General features: G+C 69.4%; 10 protein-coding genes. 8 read left to right on the top strand and 2 right to left on the bottom strand.

Features of this window, described 5'->3' with window-relative positions; translation table 11 throughout:
* The first annotated feature begins 231 nt into the window (after positions 1-231).
* The 8 genes from AB3M90_RS11285 (at position 232) to AB3M90_RS11320 (ending at position 17,418) form a co-directional block, all read left to right on the top strand.
* Positions 232-9,636 (top strand): hypothetical protein, encoded by a 9,405-nt coding sequence (locus tag AB3M90_RS11285; protein WP_412952036.1) that lies wholly within the window; start codon positions 232-234, stop codon positions 9,634-9,636.
* A gap of 239 nt (positions 9,637-9,875) precedes the next feature.
* A complete protein-coding gene (locus AB3M90_RS11290) occupies positions 9,876-11,525 on the top strand; it encodes a RecQ family ATP-dependent DNA helicase (RefSeq protein ID WP_412952037.1) in 1,650 nt (549 codons plus the stop codon).
* 119 nt (positions 11,526-11,644) lie between these two features.
* Positions 11,645-12,226, top strand: coding sequence for a helix-turn-helix domain-containing protein (locus AB3M90_RS11295; RefSeq protein WP_412952038.1), 582 nt, complete (start codon positions 11,645-11,647; stop codon positions 12,224-12,226).
* A gap of 38 nt (positions 12,227-12,264) precedes the next feature.
* Entirely contained in the window at positions 12,265-13,365 is a 1,101-nt protein-coding gene (locus tag AB3M90_RS11300; RefSeq protein WP_412952039.1) for an ABC transporter substrate-binding protein, read from the top strand.
* Positions 13,366-13,408: 43 nt separating this feature from the next.
* Positions 13,409-14,752: an amidohydrolase family protein gene (locus AB3M90_RS11305; RefSeq protein WP_412952040.1), complete on the top strand. Its 1,344-nt coding sequence runs from the start codon at positions 13,409-13,411 to the stop codon at positions 14,750-14,752.
* Complete coding sequence (locus tag AB3M90_RS11310) at positions 14,749-15,510, top strand: ABC transporter ATP-binding protein (protein WP_412952041.1); 762 nt, start codon at positions 14,749-14,751, stop codon at positions 15,508-15,510. Before AB3M90_RS11305 ends, AB3M90_RS11310 begins: the two co-directional genes overlap by 4 nt.
* Positions 15,507-16,331: an ABC transporter permease gene (locus tag AB3M90_RS11315; protein WP_412952042.1), complete on the top strand. Its 825-nt coding sequence runs from the start codon at positions 15,507-15,509 to the stop codon at positions 16,329-16,331. Before AB3M90_RS11310 ends, AB3M90_RS11315 begins: the two co-directional genes overlap by 4 nt.
* Positions 16,332-16,344: 13 nt before the next feature.
* Complete coding sequence (locus AB3M90_RS11320) at positions 16,345-17,418, top strand: aldo/keto reductase (RefSeq protein ID WP_412952043.1); 1,074 nt, start codon at positions 16,345-16,347, stop codon at positions 17,416-17,418.
* 64 nt (positions 17,419-17,482) lie between these two features.
* Here the strand turns inward: AB3M90_RS11320 and AB3M90_RS11325 are convergent, their stop codons facing one another.
* Together AB3M90_RS11325 and AB3M90_RS11330 are read right to left on the bottom strand one after the other, a co-directional pair.
* Positions 17,483-18,262, bottom strand: coding sequence for a Pr6Pr family membrane protein (locus AB3M90_RS11325; RefSeq protein WP_412952044.1), 780 nt, complete (start codon positions 18,260-18,262; stop codon positions 17,483-17,485).
* Positions 18,263-18,496: 234 nt separating this feature from the next.
* Positions 18,497-19,186, bottom strand: a complete 690-nt coding sequence (locus tag AB3M90_RS11330; protein WP_412952045.1) for an aspartate/glutamate racemase family protein — start codon at positions 19,184-19,186, stop codon at positions 18,497-18,499.
* Positions 19,187-19,339 lie beyond the last annotated feature (153 nt).

Consider the following 19,339-nt stretch of genomic DNA (forward strand, 5'->3'; position numbering starts at 1 on the left):
GGCGCGTGGGCGCGAGGTAAACGACGGATAACATTCGGGTGAATGAGATTGCGCCCGATATACCGGTATCCCTAGAGTGTCCGGTGGGGAGGGACTGCCGGTGCCTTCCGGACGGCCCGAACCGTGCGTGAAATACCGGCATGCGGGTGTGCGACGAGCGCGCCCTTCGCTTCGCCATGTTCGTCGCATTCGCGCTCTCGGGAGCGACTGCTCTCCGACAGGTGGAATTTCATGACCGACGTTCGCCGCGCCAGCGTGACCGCTCCGCGCCTCCGTTCGTTCCTCAGCGCGATGATCGCGACCGTGCTCGTGGCGTCGATGGCGGTGTTCGCGCCGACGGCGGCGTTCGCCGCTCCGCCGACCACCAGCACCGGCGGCGAGTTCACCGGCATCACGGTCGACGTCTCCGGCGGCAGCGTGCTCGCGTCGGGCAGCGGCACCGTGAGCATCGATGCGAGCAATGCCACCACGGGGAACCTCTACAACGCGAGCGCCGTGGCCGTACTTCCCCTCGGGGTGACCTACGTCGCCGGATCGTCCCGGCCCGGGGCGCCCAACGCGGTCGGAGAGCCCGAGATCCGCACCTGGGTGCCCGATCCCGAGTTGCCCGAGCAGACCGTGCAGGTGCTCGTGTGGTCGAACGTCGCCGACCTTCCGCGCGGCGCCGAGCTCGACCTCTCGTTCGACATCGTCGCCGACGACGCGCTGCACCCGGTCGGATCGACCTTCACCGTCGACGCCGGCGTCTACGCGAACGGCAACGAGCGCATCGTCCCGAAGGTGACCATTCCCACCGACGGCCGGGCGCCGATCGTCACCGATGCCTCGGCCGGCGGCGACGACGCCACCGACGTCACCATCGCGGCTCTGCGACTGTCGAAGGTCAACAGCGACGCCGAGGCCGAGGTCTATCGGGGCCCCGACAACGCGACGCGCTACTCCCTCACGGTCGTGACCGCCGCCGAGGCCGGCAGCGACGACGTCATCGTCGTCGACCGCGTTCCCGCCGACTACCAGGTGACCGCCTGCGACCTCGGCGACGCCCGCTTCTCGTGCGACATCGAGATCGTCACCGACGACGGTCAGGTCTTCACGCAGCTGACGTGGAACCTCGGCGCGGTGGGCGCGGGGCAGAGCATCACGCTGACCTACGAGGCGTTCGTCGGTCTGCAGCGGATCACCGCTCCCGACGGCATCCCGAACGGCGCGCCGACCCGCCCGGGCGAGACCGGCAACGGCGTCGACAACACGGCGACGGCGACGGGAACCTACACCGGCGCCGTCGCCCCTGAAGCGACGACCTCGGTGAGCGTCACGGCGCGCGCCGGTGTCCGCGTTCTCGACCTCGGTGTGGTGAAGACCGCCTCGCGCGGAGACTTCTTCGCCGGCGAGATCGTCGACTTCACCCTGCACGTCCGCACCAGCCAGTACGTCACCTCCGACGAGATCGTGCTCACCGACGTCATCCCCGACGGACTCTGCCCGGTCGTCCCCGCGGGCGTGCCGACGAGCGGCACCTGGCCGGCCGACTGCCCGGCGCCCGGTGGGGGAACGGTGACGGGTGGCACGATGACCGCCGCCACCGCGAACGGCGACGGCACGTTCACCGTCACGTTCACGGTCGACGCGTCCGCGCTCGCCGAGGACGAGGATGCCGACATCACCTACGGGGTGTACATGCGCGGCGAGTACCGCGACGGCTCGCGCACCTCGAGCGGCGACGTCTCGAACAACGTGGTCGAGATCGCGGGCGACGTCTCGCCCGCCGCGACCAACACGGTCGACGCCGGTACGGTCGCCTCGACCAACGGCTCGTCCGCCAGCCTCGCCACCGGCTCGCTCTCGATGACGAAGACGGTGTGGACGAACCCCGATCGCCGTCCGATCGTGGCCGCCGGCCCCCTCGACGGCACCGACGTCACCTGCAACTCGGCGCCGGCCGGCGAGTTCGTCGACGCGAACGGTCCCCGCCTGCAGCTCGGCGACCTGGCCTGCTTCCGCATCAGCGTCGACTTCACCGACGGCTCGTCGACGCGCGACGCCATCCTCACCGACTTCCTCCCGGCAGGCACCGAGCTGGTCGAGTGGGGCGACGGCCCGAGCAACGACGTGCTGATCGTCGAGTCGCCCGACGGCGACGCCCAGTGGCTGCTCGGCACGCTCAACGCCAACGGCTCGCGCTACGTGGCCCCGGGCGCCACGCTCGAGATGGACCTGCTCGTGCGCGTGACCGAGGTGCCCGCCGCCGACGAGGCGATCGACATCACCGGCAACCTCGCCAAGCTGCGCTACACCTCCGGTGATGGTCGGGTCATGGCCGCCCGCGACGACGTCGACCTCACCCTGGCGCCCGTCACGCCGCTCGAACTGGCGAAGACCGTCGACGGCAGCTCATCGATCGTCGTGCAGGAGCAGCAGGAGGTCACCTACGCCGTCACGGTGACCCACGCCGGCGACGCGGCCTCGGGCAACGACTACCCGCTCGAGACCGTCGACGTCGCCGACGCCCTGCCCGCCGGATTCGTCTGCGACGACATCTCGTCGACGATCGCCGCTCCGCTGTCGTGCGACGACGACGGTCCGGTCGACGGACGCTCCCAGCTGTCGTGGGCGCTGAGCGGGTCGGCCCTCGGCGCCGACGGCCGGTTCACCCCCGGGGAGACTCTCACCCTCACCTACACGCTCGTGATCCCGGCACCGCTGTCGATCAGCACCGCACACGAGAACACCGCAGCGGTCACGCGTTACACCGCCGCGACGACCGACGGCACGAGCGGAGGCTCCGACCAGGTCGTCTTCTACCCGGCCGAGCGCCTGGGCGCCTTCCCCGCCGAGACCGCGAACGCCCCGACCGCAAGCGACAGCGCCACGGTCGAACTCGGCGACGCCTCGGTCGCCAAGGCCGTCACCCGGACCGGCATCACCGCCGCCGGCAACGACGCGCTGAGCCAGGCGACCATCGGCGAAGAGGTCGACTACGTCTACAGCGTCACGATCCCGGCGCGCACCAGCGTCTTCGGCGGCGTGCTCGACGACGGCCTTCCGCTGGGTGGCCGCCTGCAGACCATCGCCGGTCCGGCGGGCCTCCCGACCGTGTCGGGAGTACCGGCGTCGGACGTCGCAGAGGGCTGCACCGCCGACGCCGCCGAGTTCCGCATCTGCGCCGACGGCACGCTGCTCTTCCCGACGACGTGGACGAACACCGCCGACGCGCCCGTCACCATCTCGGTGACCCTGCCCACGCGCGTGGCCGATGTCGCCGCCAACGTGAACGGCGCCGACATCCCCAACACCGCGCTCTTCCGCAGCTCCGACACCGCCGGCGGCTCGCTGGTCTCGCGCGACACCGCCACCGCCGGCGTGCTCGTCGCCGAGCCCGGCATCAGCGTGGCCAAGACCTCCTCGTCGTCGGTCGTGTCGGGAACGCAGGTCATCTCCTACACCCTCACCGCGCAGAACGCGGCCGGCCGCGCGCCCCTCTACGAGCCCGCGATCGTCGACTGCCTTCCCAACGCCCTCCAGGTGAACACGCTGCCGGCCGGCACGCCGGCCCCCGTCCCCGGCGACGGGACGAACGGATGCCCGACGGGATACTCCGTCCTCGACTTCGCTCTGACGAGCCCCATGCTCGGCGGTACCCAGCAGTCGGTGACCTACAGCGTCACCGTGCCCTCCGCCGCCCCGGCCGGGCAGGCCTACACCAACACGGCGACGCTCCGAGGCTCGTCGCTTCCCGGCACCTCGGCGTTCGAGCGCTCGTACACGGCGACCGCCGACCGCACGGTCACCGTCAACCGCCCGACGGTCGTCAAGACGTCGTCGCAGGGCGTCACGGTCCCCGGTCAAGACGTGACCTGGACGGTCACCGCGACGATCCCGGCGAACACCGAGTACTTCGACGCGACGTTCATCGACGCCCTTCCCGCCGCCCTCGGCCCGGCGGCCGACGGGCGCTGGACGGTCACCTGCGGCGGCGGCGACGCCACGTGGCGGGCCGACTGCCTCCCGGCCCAGTTCCTCCCGGCCGCCGGCGGCTCGCCCAACACGTTCGGCGTGTTCCTCGGCAACATCGCACCGTCGGCGACGAGTCGCACGGTCGTGCTCACGCTGACCACCCTCCTCCCGGCCGGAACGTCGGTGAACGACAACGGGCGGCTCACGAACACCGGCGCCCTGCGATGGAACCGCACCGACAAGGCCGACCCGACGACCACCGGCGCGTCGTGGGACGACGACCAGAGCGCCGTCGCGAGCACGACGGTGCGGCATCCGCTCGTCGGCGTCACCAAGTCGGTGAGCGACACCACGCCCGCGCAGGGTGAGGTCTTCACCTACTCGGTCACCGCGACCGCCAGTGCCGCGCGCACCGTCCCCGCGTTCAACGTCTCGATCGTCGACTCCGTGCCGAACGGCATCGTGGTGCTCGGCGCCGACAACAGCCCCCTCGCGAACGGCGAGAGCACGTCGAGCGGCGGCGTCTGGAACCAGACGGCACGCACGCTGACCTGGACCGTGCCGAGGCTCGACGTCGGCGCCGCGGCATCCGTCACTCGCACCTACCCGGCCCGACTCGCCCCGGCATCCGCCCTCAGCGGCGCGGCGCTGACCAACAGCGTCGCACCCGCCGCCTGGACGTCGCTGGCCACGGCGGGCCGGACGTACGGACCGGGCACGGCCGCGACCGCCGCCGTCACGCCGCAATTCCCGAAGATCGACGCCGGCAAGACCCAGGTCACGCCGTCGAACCCCGTGTACATCGGCGAACCGGTCACCTTCCGCGTCACGATGACCAACGTCGGCGGCGCCACCGCGGCGTCTCTCGATGCGGTCGACACGCTCCCGACGGGCTGGAGCTACGTGCCGGGCAGCGCGACGGTCACGGTGCGCACCGGCGCGCCGGTCGCCACCGCACCCACGATCACGGGCGTCGTGCTCCGCTGGTCCGACGTGGGCGGCGCGAGCGTGAACCTGCAGCCCAACGAGGTCATCGTCATCACCTACCAGGCGGTGGCGGCGGACGACGTCCGCATCGGTCTCGACTATGCGCACCGCAACTCCGTGACGGCGGCGAACGTCGAAGACGCCACCGGAGGCACGACCTACGGCTCGGTGACCGACGGATACATCGGTCGTACGGCCGCGGTCGACGCCCGCATCGCGGCAGCCGACCTCTCAATCACCAAGGTCGCCAACGACGACTTCGTCGCGGGCGCGACGGGCACCTACACCCTCACGGTGCGCAACAACGGTCCCGACCCGGCCGCAGGCGTGCAGGTCGTCGACCAGGCCGATCTGCCCGCCGGCGTCACCCTGCTGGGCGCGACCGGCGCCGGCTGGGCGTGCGATGCTCCCGTCGACGGCGCGCTCTCGTGCGTGCGCTCGGTCACGACCCAGACGCTCGCGGCGGGGGCCACCTGGACCCTCACGGTGAGCGCGGCGATCGCCGCCGACGTCGCCGACGGCACCGAGATCCCGAACAGCGCCACCGTCACCTCGGACACCGAGGACCGCACGCAGGCGAACAACGAGGATGCCGATACGGCGGTCGTGCGCGGAAGCGCCGACCTGTCGATCGTGAAGCGTTCGAGCGACGAGGCCATCGCGGGTGGCGACATCGACTGGTCGATCACCGTCACCAACCTCGGGCCGTCGGTGTCGCGCGGCTCCGACGCCGCCCCGATCGTCATCACCGACGAGCTGCCCGACACGGTCTCGGGCGTCGAGGTCGTCAGCGCGACCGACGGCGTGGACTGCGCGGTGGCCGGCGGCACCCTCACCTGCGAGATCCCGTTCACTCTGGCGGTCGGCGGCTCGGTCGCCGTATCGCTCTCGGGAACGGTGGACTCCGACGTCGCTCCGGGTGCGGAGATCGCCAACACGGCCGTCGTGACCCCGGTCACCACCGACCCGGTCTCCACGAACAACAGCTCGACGAGCGAGACCCCGATCGACGTGGAGGAGGCGCTCACGATCGAGAAGTCGGTCATCGCGCCGGCCGACGGCGACGTCGTTCCGGGCGAGACGATCACCTATCGCATGGTCGTCTCCAACGCCGGGCCGTCGGACGCCCGAGGCGTCAGCGTGCTCGACGCACTGCCGGCGGGTCTGACCTTCGACTCGATCGTCGCCGGTGGCGACGACTGGACCGCCACGACCGAGGGCTCCGGCGTGCGCTTCTCTCTCGACGGCACGGTGCCGGCGGGTGGGTCGGCGCAGTTCGACATCGTCGTCGCGGTCGGCCCGGGCGTCGAAGGCGATGTCACCAACACCGCCGTCGTCTCCTCGACCTGGCGTGCCGATCAGGACACCTCGTCGGCGACGCTCGGCTCGGATGCGATCGCCGACCTCGCCATCGCGAAGTCCATCGACGTGACGCAGATCGTCGCGGGCGCCGCCGATGTGGCGACCTACACCCTCTCCGTCGACAACCTCGGTCCGTCCGACGCGGCAGGGCCGGTCGTGGTGACCGATCTGCTGCCCGCGGGCGTGCGGGTGGCCGATGACGTGCCCGACGAGTGCGACGTGACCGAGGTCAGCGGCCGGCAGCAGGTGCGCTGCGTCGACGCCGACGGCATCGACGTCGCCGACGCGGCCTGGGTGATCGAGATCCCCGTGCTCGTCGACGCGGCCGTCACCGTCGGCACGCTGACGAACACGGCGACCGTCGCCGGTCCGACGGCCGACTCCGACCCGACGAACAACACCGGGTCGATTCCGGTCACGGTGCTGCAGCGCGCGTCGCTCGACGTCAGCAAGCAGGCCGCCGATGCCGCCGTCGCCGGAGGCGACGTCACCTGGACGGTGACGGTCACGAACAACGGCCCGTCCGACGCCCAGACGGTGTCGCTCACCGACGTGCTCGACCCGCGCCTCACCCTGGTGAGCGCCTCGTCGACCACCGACGGCGTGTCGTGCTCGGGCGCGCAGACCCTGGTCTGCTCGCTGGGAGTCGTGCCGGTCGGCGAGTCGGTCGAGATCACCGTCGTCACGACGGTCTCGTCGACGGTCGTGGACGGCGCCGTGATCCCGAACTCCGCGACGGCCACGTCGACGACGATCGACGCGGCCACCGGCCTTCCGGCGACCGATGACGGCGACGACTCCGTGACGATCGGAGCCGAGAGCACCCTCACCCTCACGAAGGACCCCGGCTCGGGGCAGGTCGACGCGGGTGACGTCGCGACCTACGACATCGTCGTCGGCAACGACGGACCCTCGGATGCCGCGGCGCCCGTGACCGTCGTCGACACGCTGCCCGCGGGGCAGACGTTCCTCGCGGCGACGTCGGCGGCGGGACCCGCCGAATGGGACTGCAGCGTGAGCGGCCAGACCGTCACCTGCGTGCTCGAGGCCGACGACGCGCCGGTCTCGCTCACGGCCGGTGCCTCGGCGCCGACGCTGCAGATCGCCGCGACCGTGTCGGCGAGCCTCGCGCCGACGACCCTCACCAACGTCGCCTCGGCCTCGTCGCCCACCTCGGCGACCTCGCCGAGCGACGACGCCGAGATCGACGTCGTCACACGCGCCGACCTCGAGCTGACGAAGTCGCACGTTCCCCAGGCGGATGCCGTCGCGGGACTCGACTTCACATGGAACCTCCGGGTCGAGAACCACGGTCCTTCCGACTCCGTGGCCACCGCCGACGATCCGATCGTCGTGACCGACACGCTCCCCGCGGGTGTGACGCTGGCGTCGTCGCCGACCTCGGGCGGAGCGGACACGGTCTGCTCGGTCACGGGCGACGACGACGGCGAGCAGATCGTGGAGTGCGCGCGCACGACCACGCTGCCCGCCGGTGAGTCGGTGGAGATCGACCTGCACGTGATGCTCGACCAGTCGCTGTCGGGCGACCTCACGAACACGGCCTCGGTCGCACCCGGCCTCACGCCGCAGCCCGACACGCAGGTGTATCCCGACACCGACAGCGACACCGTCGCGATCACCGAGGTGGCCGACCTGGCGCTCGCGAAGGACCTCACCACCGCGACCCTCGTGGCCGGACGAGAGGCCACCTGGACGATCTCGGTGCAGAACCTCGGACCGTCCGACTCGGACGCGACGGCCGATGACCCGATCTCGGTCGTCGACACCCTTCCCGAGGGCGTCGTCGGAGCCACGGCATCCGGCGATGGCTGGGTCTGCGAGCCGATCGACCCCGCGGCCGACGGGCGAGACCGCATCGAGTGCCTGCGCGCGACCACGCTGCCCGTGGGCGCCGCCCCGGTGATCACCGTGACGGGCACCGTGGCCTCCGACGTCCGCGGCTCGCTCACGAACGAGGCGCTCGTCGCGCCGGGCCTCACGGCTCAGCCGGTCGACGACGCCGGCGACGACGAGGACTCGGCCACGGGCGTGGTCACCGAGAGCGCCGACGTGTCGATCACCAAGGCGATCATCGACACGGTGGTCGCCGGGGCGACGGGCACCTACCGGTTCCAGATCGTGAACCTCGGGCCGTCGGACGCCCGCGACATCGTCGTGCGCGACGCTCTGCCGGCCGGCCTCTCGTTCGCCGGGATCGCCGACACGACCGAGAACGACGGATGGACCTGCACGCCCGACGCGACCGATCCTCGCGACGTCGCCTGCGTGCTCGACGAGCCGTTGCCGGCGGGTGCCACCACGGTGCTCGACATCGTGGTGAACGCCGAGCAGCAGCTGCAGGGCGACCTGACGAACGTCGTCACGGTCGAGTCGTCGACTCCCGATCCCGACCTCGCCAACAACGAGTCGCGGGTGGTGGGTCTGCTCGCGGAGCGTACCGACCTCGCGATCGTGAAGGCCGCCGTGGGCGACCCGATCGTGGGCGGTCAGATCTCCTTCACGCTGACGGCGACCAACAAGGGCCCGTCGACGGCGCGCGGTGTCGTGATCACCGATGCGGTCCCCGCTCAGCTGCGCGTCGACGCGGTCACGGTCGACGGCATGCTCTGCACCTCGGCGCCGATCGAGGAAGAGCCGACCGTGGTGACATGCGTGCTCGACGAGCTCGCGGCCGGGGCGAGCGCCCCGATCGTCACGATCACCGCCACCGTGCTGCCCGACGCGTATCCGGCGATCTCCAACACGGCCACGATCGCCGCGGCGACGCCCGAAGATCCCGCGACGACGGCAGACAATTCGTCGACCGTGACCCTCACGGTCCCGCCGCAGAGCGAGCTCGTCATCACGAAGGAGCTCACCCGCGGACTCGAGGCCGGCTTCGGCGGCGAGTACACGATCACCGTCACCAACCAGGGGCCGACGGCCGACCCGGGTCCGATCACGGTCACCGACCGGATGCCGGCGGGCCTGAGCTTCGTCTCGGCCACGGTCGACGGCACGGCGGTGGAGTGCGTGGTCGATGGGGCGGATGTGCGGTGCGACGTCGGGCCTCTCGACGTCGGCCAGACCGCGACGCTCGTTCTGCAGGTGCACGTGGCCGACTCGGTCACGGGAACGGTCGTCAATACGGCGACGGTCCTCTCGGCCGCCGACCCCGACGCCGATGCGATGGTGGCGGAGGCGAGCGGTGAGGTCGACCGCACGCGACTCGCGCTCACCGGTGCCGCACCGTGGGGCATCCTGGCCCTCGCGCTGATGCTCCTGCTGGCCGGAGGCCTGCTCGTCCTCCGCGCACGTCGCCGCACCGCCTGAGATATCGACCGCGAACCGCCGGCGGCTGCGGAGCCGCCGGCGGTTCGGGTGCGTCCCGGCATCCGTTCGTATGCCGAGCGTGCGGTCGTGCCCCGGCATCCGTTCGTACGCCGGCGGGCCGTGGTATCTCCGCGGGCGGTGGAGGTCAAGGTCCTCGCGGCGGCGGCGTCGGCCGGGTTGAGTGGAGGCTTCCCCACGAACCACCCGAGCGACCCGAACGACCCGGAGGACGAACCCGCGTGAGCACGAACCCGACCCTTGCCGACGCTCGACGGACCGCGCGCGAGGCGTTCGGCTGGGACTCGCTCCTGCCCGGGCAGGCCGAGGCGATCGTTTCGGTGGTCGGCGGGCGCGATACGCTCGTCGTCTTCCCGACGGGTGCGGGGAAGTCGGCCGTGTACCAGATCGCCGGGCTCGAACTCGGCGGGGTGACGCTGGTGATCTCGCCGCTGCTCGCCCTGCAGCGCGACCAGGTCGCCTCGATCGACGCGGCACCCGACGCGCCCGCGGCGGTCGCGCTGAACTCCAAGACCTCAGCCCGTTCCGAGCGGGCGGCGTGGGCGGCGATCGAGGGCGACGACCCCGTCTACGTCTTCCTCGCTCCGGAGCAGCTGGCGCGCGACGACGTGCTCGCCCGCCTGGGCTCGGCCGACGTCCGCCTGCTCGTCGTCGACGAGGCGCACTGCGTATCGGCCTGGGGTCACGACTTCCGCCCCGATTACGCCCGCATCGGCGACGCGGTCGCCGCGCTCGGTCGCCCTCCGGTGCTCGCACTGACCGCCACGGCGTCGACGCCGGTGCGTTCCGACATCGTCGATCGTCTGGGAATGCGCGACCCGCACCTCGAGGTCCGGGGGATGGATCGTCCCGAGATCCATCTCGCGGTGAGGCGCCATGAGAGCGGCGCCGAGAAGCGGCGCGCGGTGATCGACGACGTCGCGGCGGCCGACGGGGCGAGCCTGCTCTACGTCGCGACGCGCCGTGAGACGGGCGAGTACGCCGCCGAGCTGGCGGAGCGGGGGCGCCGCACCGCCGCCTATCACGGCGGGATGAGCGCGAAGGACCGCGACGCCGTGCACGCGGCGTGGTCGGCCGGACGTCTCGACGTCGTGGTCGCGACCTCGGCCTTCGGAATGGGGATCGACAAGCCGGATGTGCGTCTGGTCGTCCACGCCGACGTGACCGAGTCGCTCGATGCGTACGCGCAGGAGATCGGCCGAGCGGCGCGTGACGGGCGCCCGGCTCGCGCCGTGCTGCACTATCGGCCGGAGGACTTCTCGGTGCGGTCGTTCTTCGCCGGCGGTCGCGCGGCGCCGTCGGCCGTCTCCGCCGTGTGGGCGGCGCTCTCGCAAGCCGACGGCCCGGTGCGCGCGAAGGCCGTCGGCGAGGCCGCCGGGGTGTCGGCCCGCACGGCCGCGCGGGTTCTGGGCGTGCTGGTGACGATCGGTGCAGCGACGTCGACGACCAAGGGCTTCGCGGGCGTCGGCGACCGCGCCCGTGACGAGGTCGTCGAGGCGGTGCGCGACGAGGAGGAGGCGCATCGCCGCATCCGCGAGTCCCGCATCGCCGTCATGCGCGGGTATGCCGAGGCGGTGCGCTGCCGGCGCATCGCGCTGCTCGACTACTTCGGTGTCGATGCGGCGGAGGCGTGCGGCGCATGCGATCGCTGCGACGCCGCGTCGAGGGGCGACGTCGATCCCGCCGCGGTCGCACGGGGCACCGGTGGCGACGACCGGCTCGGTCCCGACGACGCCGTCGAGCACGCCGAGTGGGGTGCGGGAACGGTCGTCAGCGTGGAGGACGACCGGATGACGGTGTTCTTCGAGAGCCAGGGCTACAAGGTCGTCGCCCGCGAGGCGCTGGAGCGCGGCATCCTCGACGTCGCCTGACGGCTCACCCCCCGGGTGCCGATCCCCGAGGAGGGTGACAGGAGGGCGGACTCGGCACTTGAGTGAACAAATGTTTACTTTCAGTTGACATATGTTTTGCCTGAGCATAAGTTGTTCACGTGTCCACATCAGAAACGCCCAATCCAGAGCAGCATGTCCTCGGGGAGCGACTCCACCGCTTCCGGAAGAGGAGCGGCTGGTCGTTGCGCGACCTGGCCGAGCGGGCCGAGGTCAGCGTGGGATACATCAGCCAGGTGGAGCGCGGCAAAGCGGAACCCAGCATCGCGGTCCTGCGGCGTCTCGCTGCCGCGCTCGGCATCGACTGGATCGACCTGTACCAGGCGGAGGAGATCTCGGGGCAGCTCGTACGTCGAGCAGAGCGCCCGCACTTCTCCCTGAGCACGGGTCAGGAGCACTACGCCATCACGCGGTCGCCGATGAGTGACGTGGAGGTGGGAGTGGTGGAGTACAGCCCCGGAACGACTGCCGGCGGCGATGACTACACGCACGGCGATGTCCACGAGGTGCTCGTCATCCTTCGAGGCGAACTCGAGTTCACCCTGGACGGCGTGAGTCACCAGATGCACGAGGGCGACAGCATCGAGTTCCGCTCCAGCCGCCCTCACATGATCCGGAACGTGAGCGACGAGGTCGCCGAGGCTCTCTGGATCAGCAACCCCCCGGCCGGTCTCGCTCGGTGACGCGGGAACCCCGAACCAAGAGATGAAGGAGTTCTGGAATGTTTCGTAAGCAGATTCTGATTCGAGCGGCGTTCGTGCTCGTCGGTGCCCTGAGCGTCGGGTCGCTCGCGGCATGCGGAAGCGACAGCAGTCCTGAGGAAGGTGCTCCGGCGAAGGTCAGGTTCGGGGTTCCCACGAACCTCGGCATCAACCACACCCCGCTCGGAGCGGCCATCGGCCTGGGCTACTTCGAGGAGGAAGGCCTCGATGTCGAACTGGTGATCACCGGCGAGGAGGGAATCCAGGGTGTGGCGACGGGGCAGATCGACATCGGAACCTTCACGCCCGATCGCATCTATCAGGTGATCGAACAGGGAGGGCCTCAGAGCGACCTGGTGATGGTCTACAACTACCTTCGTGGACCGACCGCGAGCATCGCGGTGCTGGACGAAAGCCCGATCCGGGAGCTGGAAGACTTCGCCGGCGCGACATTCGGAGCGAGCGACGTGGCATCAGCCAACCTGCTGATCAGCGACGCGATCGTCGGTACGGTCGGCTTGAAGTATCCCGAAGACATCGGACACCTCGGGGTGGGAATCGGTCCCGCGGCACTGCAGGCGCTCGTCGGCGGCGAGGTCGACGCCTTGTCCCTCTGGGATACCGAGTACGCGGCGATCGAGGCTCAGGGGATCAAGCTCCGCTACTTCTCGGTTCCCGAACAGGAGGCCCTGTTCTCGACCACGGCGTTCACCACGACCGAGTACAAGGAGCAGAACCCGGAGATCATCGAGGCCTTCGGCCGGGCGGTGGCGCGGGCGACCCTCTTCACCATCACCAATCCGGAGGCGGCGCTGGGTGTGATGTACGAGACCTTCCCCGAGCTCCGTCAGGCCGGCGTCTCGGAAGAGGAGCAGCTCGAGGTCGACCTCATCGCGCTCAACGCCCGTCTCAAGCTGCTGGAACTCGAAGACGGGATGCAGTGGGGCGAGTACAACCCGGACAACGTCGAGATGTGGATGGAGTTCGGGGCCGACAACGGGATCATCCCCGCGGCGATCGAGGACTGGGAGTCCACGTTCACCAACGAGTTCGTCGATGCATACAACGACTTCGATCCGGCGGTCGTCGAGAAGCAGGCTCAGACCGCAGGAGCCGAGTAGATCTCGCCGAGATCACTCGATCAGGAAAGGCAAGAAGGACAGAATGACGCTCACATCCGATCTGACCTACACCGATGGTGTTCCCGGCATCGACCATCACTCCCACGCCGGCTACATCAGGCCCGGCGCGAGACCTGAGGGAATCGATGCCACCGAGCGCGAGATGGCACTCGACCACGTCGAGGCGCAGATCCCCAGCGACGACTTCCTCGCCTACGTCGACGCGGAGCGCGAGGGCGATCATGAGACCGTGGCCGCGCTCGAGGAGCGCCACTCGATCGCGAAGCACTTCGAGGACGGCGTGCTCTTCCACTCGACGTCGATGCACTCCGTGTCGCTCCTCGAGGGCGCTCGCGCGATGTACGGCGAGATGTCGTACGACGAGTACGCGCAGGAGAGCCTGCGTCGGCGGCTGACCGACCCGGTCGGTCTGTACGACGAGGCCCTGAAGAAGGCCGGGACACCGATGGTGCTCACCGATGTTCCCGAGATCGACGGCGCGCAGTGGTCGCGGGACGTCTACAAGCCGATCGCCCGCCTCGACCCGTATCTCTTCCCCTTCGGGCATCCCCGGTGGGTTCGGCGCGGATCGGATACTCCCCGCTTTCGGAGGATCTTCTCCGCCGTGCTCCAGCGACAGCTCGACATCGCTGGCCTGGTCGCACCGCCCAGCGAGGTGGCGGACTATGTCCGATTCGTCCGGGAGTCCATCGGCCGCCGGCAGTCCGACGGATTCGTCGGGTTGAAGATCGCCTCCGCGTACGTCAGGTCGCTTGACTTTCAGCCTGTGGCCCAGAGCGACGCGGCCGCGATCTACTCCTCATTCGCCAACGGCACCGAGGTGACCGAAGAGGCCTACAAGGTCCTGGCGGACTACCTGCTGTTCGAGATCGCGCAGATCGCGCTCGACCTCGAACTGCCGATTCAGGTGCACACGGGCGTCGGACACTCGGAACCCGGTCTACGCGTGGCGGACGCCGATCCGCTCCTGCTTCAGAACTTCCTCGACCAGCCGCGATTCAACCGTCTGAAGGTCATCCTGATCCACGGCGGATTCCCGTTCACCGACCACTTGACCGCCCTCGCGTTCGGGCACGGGAACGTCTACCTCGACATGTCGCTCATGCCGCAGATGCATGGTGCTCTCCTCGGCCGAGTGCTCGAGGACTGGCTCACGTATCTCCCCGGAAACCGCGTGATGTTCGGCACGGACACCGGCAATGCAGAACATCACGTCTCCAGCTCGAACCGGGGCCGCCGGGCGCTCGACCGCGTGCTGCAAGAGGGGGTGCGTGATGCCTCCTGGTCGGCCAAGCAAGCGGCGTGGCTCGCCGGTCGCGTGATGCATCAGAACCTCGCCGACGTCTACGGGGTGAGTCTGCCATGACGAACCTCGTCGATGTGAAGAACCTCGGCGTCACCTTCCCGAGTCGGTCTGGTGAGGTCGTCGCCCTCTCCGACGTCGGTCTGCAGGTGGAGCAGGGCGAGTTCATCTCGCTGCTGGGACCCAGTGGGTGCGGCAAGACGACGCTGCTGCGAGTACTTGCCGGGCTCACACGTCCGACGTCCGGCACGGCACTGATCTCCGGACAGCCCATCTCGGTCGGCCGAGGTGATGTCGGGGTCGTGTTCCAACGACCCGTTCTGCTGCCCTGGCACAACATCATCGACAACGTCCTCCTACCGGTCAGGCTCGCCGGCCGGGTCTCGAAGGCCCAGCGTTCGCATGCGCTCGACCTGCTGAAGATGGTCGGACTGGGCGAGTTCGCCGAGGCGTATCCGAGTCAGCTCTCCGGAGGCATGCAGCAGCGCGCAGCCATCTGTCGCGCTCTGGTGAACGATCCGAAGATGCTGCTGATGGACGAGCCGTTCGGCGCGCTCGACGCGATGACTCGCGACTCCCTCAACGTGGAGCTCAATCGCATCTGGCGTGAAACCGGCAAGACCATCCTGCTGATCACGCACTCCATCACCGAGGCGGTGTTCCTCTCCGAACGGATCGTGATCATGAGCCCGCGACCGGGCCGGATCGTCGCCGAGCTCCCGGTGGAGCATGGCAGGATCCGCGAGCTCGCGATGCTGGACAGCCCGGAGATGAGCAGGCTCTCCGCACGAATCCGTACGTACTTCGAGGTGGAGAGATGACCACGACGACCCACGCCACCATGGCCACCACGACGATCGCTTCGGGTCGACGGAGCCGGCTGATGGAGAGCCCTACCGCCCGGACCACGGCTTTCGTCCTGTCCCTGCTCGTTCTTCTGGGCTTGTGGTTGCTGGTACCGGTGATCACGGCTGTCCCGTCCTACGTCATCCCGCCTCTGCCCGAAGTGGTGAGCGCGCTGACCGATCCTCAGGCCTGGCCCACGTACCTCACCAACCTGCAGGCGACGATGACGGCGGTCGCGATCGGCTTCGTCATCGGAGTTCTCATCGGTCTGGTGCTCGCGATCGTGCTCTCCGAGATACCGGCTCTCTACGCCGTGGTCTTCCCGTACATCGTCGCGATCGAGGCGATACCGAAGGTCGCGCTCGCGCCGCTGTTCGTCATCTGGTTCGGGTACGGACTGCCGTCGAAGATCGTGATCGTCGTGCTTCTGGTCTTCTTCCCTGTTCTGGTCAACGCGGTGCACGGCCTGCGAGAGGTCGACCCTGACCGAGCCGATCTCTTCCGCGCGGCCGGTGCCTCGCGGACGCAGATCCGTCTGCGGCTGGCTCTGCCCACCGCTCTCCCGAGCATCTTCAGCGGTCTGGAGCTCGCCGTGTCGGGCGCGATGGTGGGAGCGATCGTGGGAGAATTCGTGGGCGCGCAGCAGGGACTCGGGGTCATGGTGCTCATCGCGCAGTCGCGGCTCGACACCGCCGGCGTCTTCGCGATACTCATCCTTCTCTCCACCATCGGCATCGCGCTGAACCTGCTGGTCCGTTTCATCCGGCGACGCGTTGTGTTCTGGGTCGCGTCGTGAGAGATCGAGCATCATGACCGGATCACCATCCGTGCTGGCCGACACGGCCGAGGACGGTCTGGGACGAACACCGTATGCGGCCCGGTCCGATCGATACGACCGGACGGCGTATCGACGGGTCGGCGGATCTGGTCTCGTCCTCCCGCCCATCTGCCTGGGGCTTTGGCATAACTTCGGGCTGGACACCGACTTCGAGCGCAAGCGTGCGCTCATCCTCGGAGCGTTCGACCGTGGTATCACTCATTTCGATCTGGCCAACAATTACGGTCCACCGCCGGGATCGGCAGAACTGAGCCTCGGCACCCTCCTGCGATCGAGCCTCCGGCGCTACCGGAGTGAGCTGGTGATCTCGACGAAGGCCGGGTGGCCGAACTCGCCGGGACCGTACGGATCAGGAGGCTCGCGCAAGCACCTCGTGGAGAGCCTCGACGAGTCCCTCGCGCGCATGGGGCTGGAGCACGTGGACATCTTCTACTCCCACCGGTTCGATCCGGATACCCCGCTCGAAGAGACGATCGGCGCGCTCGCCGACATCGTGCGGCAGGGGAAGGCGCTGTACGCCGGCATCTCGTCGTACTCTCCGCGTCGCACGCGAGAGGCGCAGGAGATCGCGGCACGACACGGCGTCCCGCTCGTCATCCATCAGTTCGCGTACTCGATGCTCAATCGCTGGGCGGAAGACGCGTTGCTTCCCGAACTCCAACGCCTGGGGATGGGGTCGATCGCGTTCACTCCGTTGGCGCAGGGCATGCTGACCGACAAGTACCTGAGTTCGTCCGGTCGGACGACATCGCGTGAAGAGAGCCTGCCGGACGAGTTCCTGACAGAAGAGAACCTCGCCCGTGTGCGGAGTCTTCGCGAGATAGCGATGCGACGGGGACAGAGCCTGGCTCAGATGGCGCTCGCATGGGCTCTGCGGCCCGGGGCGGCCAGCTCGGTCATCATCGGTGCATCGCGCCCTGAGCAGCTCGACGAGAATCTCGCGGCCCTCGATGCAGCGCCTTTCGGCGAGGATGAGCTTCGAGAGATCGACCACTACGCGGTCGACGCGGACATCAACACATGGCGGGCGTCGAGCGAACTCTGATTCCGAGACGTCGAGTGCTTCGCCGCACGAACGTGTCCGGGAGAAAGGGCACGTGCCGGCGGCCTCATCGGGACGATGAGGGTGCGACCTGATGGCGGCTCGCGGTTCGGTGGACGATAGTGCCGAGCGCGCGGTCCACCGCGACGTAGACGAAGCCGACGGCGACCAGCGCGGCCGTCAGAGCGACGATCCAGAGGGTGACGCCGTCGAGTCCGAGCGTCTCGAGGTTCATGAAGGGGTACGGGTACTTCTCTCCGGGCGTGAACTCGCCGCCGAGGCCGCCGTACACGAAGGCGAAGGTCAGGTAGGCGTAGGGGATCAGGGTCCAGAGCAGGGGGTCGAACCAGCGGAACGAGCCCTTCGCCACGAACAGCAGCCAGTCGACGATCAGCAGGCACGGCGTGACGATGTGGATGAGGTTGTCGGTGAGGGAGAAGATGTCGCTGTCGCCGGCGTCGACCCGCGTGGGCACGAGCACGATCAGGTAGATGAGCATCGTGACGGTGATGGCCATCATCACCGCGCCACCCCAGCGCGCCCCGGCGGTCGAGGTGCCGCGCGGCCCGTCGTGCCGGAGGTCGCGTGCGGTGCGGACGATGAGCAGCAGCATCCATCCGAGGCACAGCAGGTTGCTGAGCATCGTGTAGAACAGCAGCGTCGACGCATCGGGATCCCCGAACGCGATCCCGGCGTAGCGGAGGATGCCGGTCAGGATGAGCACGGCCGCCAGGACGCGGAACACCAGCGCCGCGGGTCGCGCGTTCACGGCCGCGCCCGATAGCAGGGCGGGTTGCGGATGCGGACCGGCGGATGCCGCGGGCGAAGGAGAACGATGGCGCGGCATCCTTCGAGGCTACGCGCCGTGCCGGGCCCGCGCTCGCGCTCGCGCCCGCGGTCACGCCCGTCGCGTCTCGCGGTCGCGTCCATCCGTGCTCGTGTCACTGCTCAAGGGAGGAACACGCCGGTGCATTCGCGCGTTCCCCGGCGTGTTCCTCCCTTGAGGGGGTACGGCAGTGCGAGGGTGGGGTGCGGGGTGTGGGGTGTGGAGTGTGGGAGACGGGGGGGAGGTGAGAGCGGGTCAGTGAAGTGCGGCGTCGACGGCGGCGTGCGCGTGCAGGAGCGCGGAGGGGAAGACGGGAACAGGACTGTCGTCAGGGCCGACGAGGAGCTCGATCTCCGTGCACCCGAGGATCACTCCTTCGGCGCCCTCGCCGATCAGACGCCGGATGACGCCGCGCATCGCCTCGCGGGATCCGTCGTCGATGACCCCGTGCACCAGTTCGTCGTAGATCGCGCGGTGCACGAGTGCGCGGTCCGCGGCATCCGGAACGACGACCTCGATGTCGTGTTGCGCGATCCTTTCCCGGTAGAACGGCTGCTCCATGGTGAAGGCCGTCCCGAGAAGGCCCACCCGCGTGAGGCCCTGCGCGGCGATGGCGGCGGCCACCGCGTCGGCGATGTGCACGACCGGGATGCTGATCGCCGCCTCGATCTGCGCGATGACCCGGTGCATCGTATTGGTGCAGAGGATGAGCAGGTCTGCTCCCGCCTCTTCGACGCGGCGGGCATGCTCGGCGAGGAGCTCGCCGGCGCCCTCCCAGTCGCCGGCACGCTGCAGCGGTTCGATGTCGGCGAAGTCGACCGAATCGAGGAGGATCGGCGCGGAGTGCAGACCGCCGGCGACCTCGCGGACGCGTTCGTTGACGGCACGGTAGTACTCCGCGGTGGACTCCCAGCTCATCCCGCCGAGCATGCCGATGGTCTTCACGTCGTTCCCCTCTCCTCTGTGACCATCCTCGCACCCGCTGGCGGGTGCGAGCTCGCCCGAGCGCTCGCCGCATCCGCCCCGGCATCCGCCCCGCTGGGGGGAGGAACACGCCGGTGCGTCCGCGTCTTTCCCGGCGTGTTCCTCCTTTGAGCG

It is taken from the genome of Microbacterium martis, assembly GCF_047246685.1.
Lineage (GTDB): Bacteria > Actinomycetota > Actinomycetes > Actinomycetales > Microbacteriaceae > Microbacterium.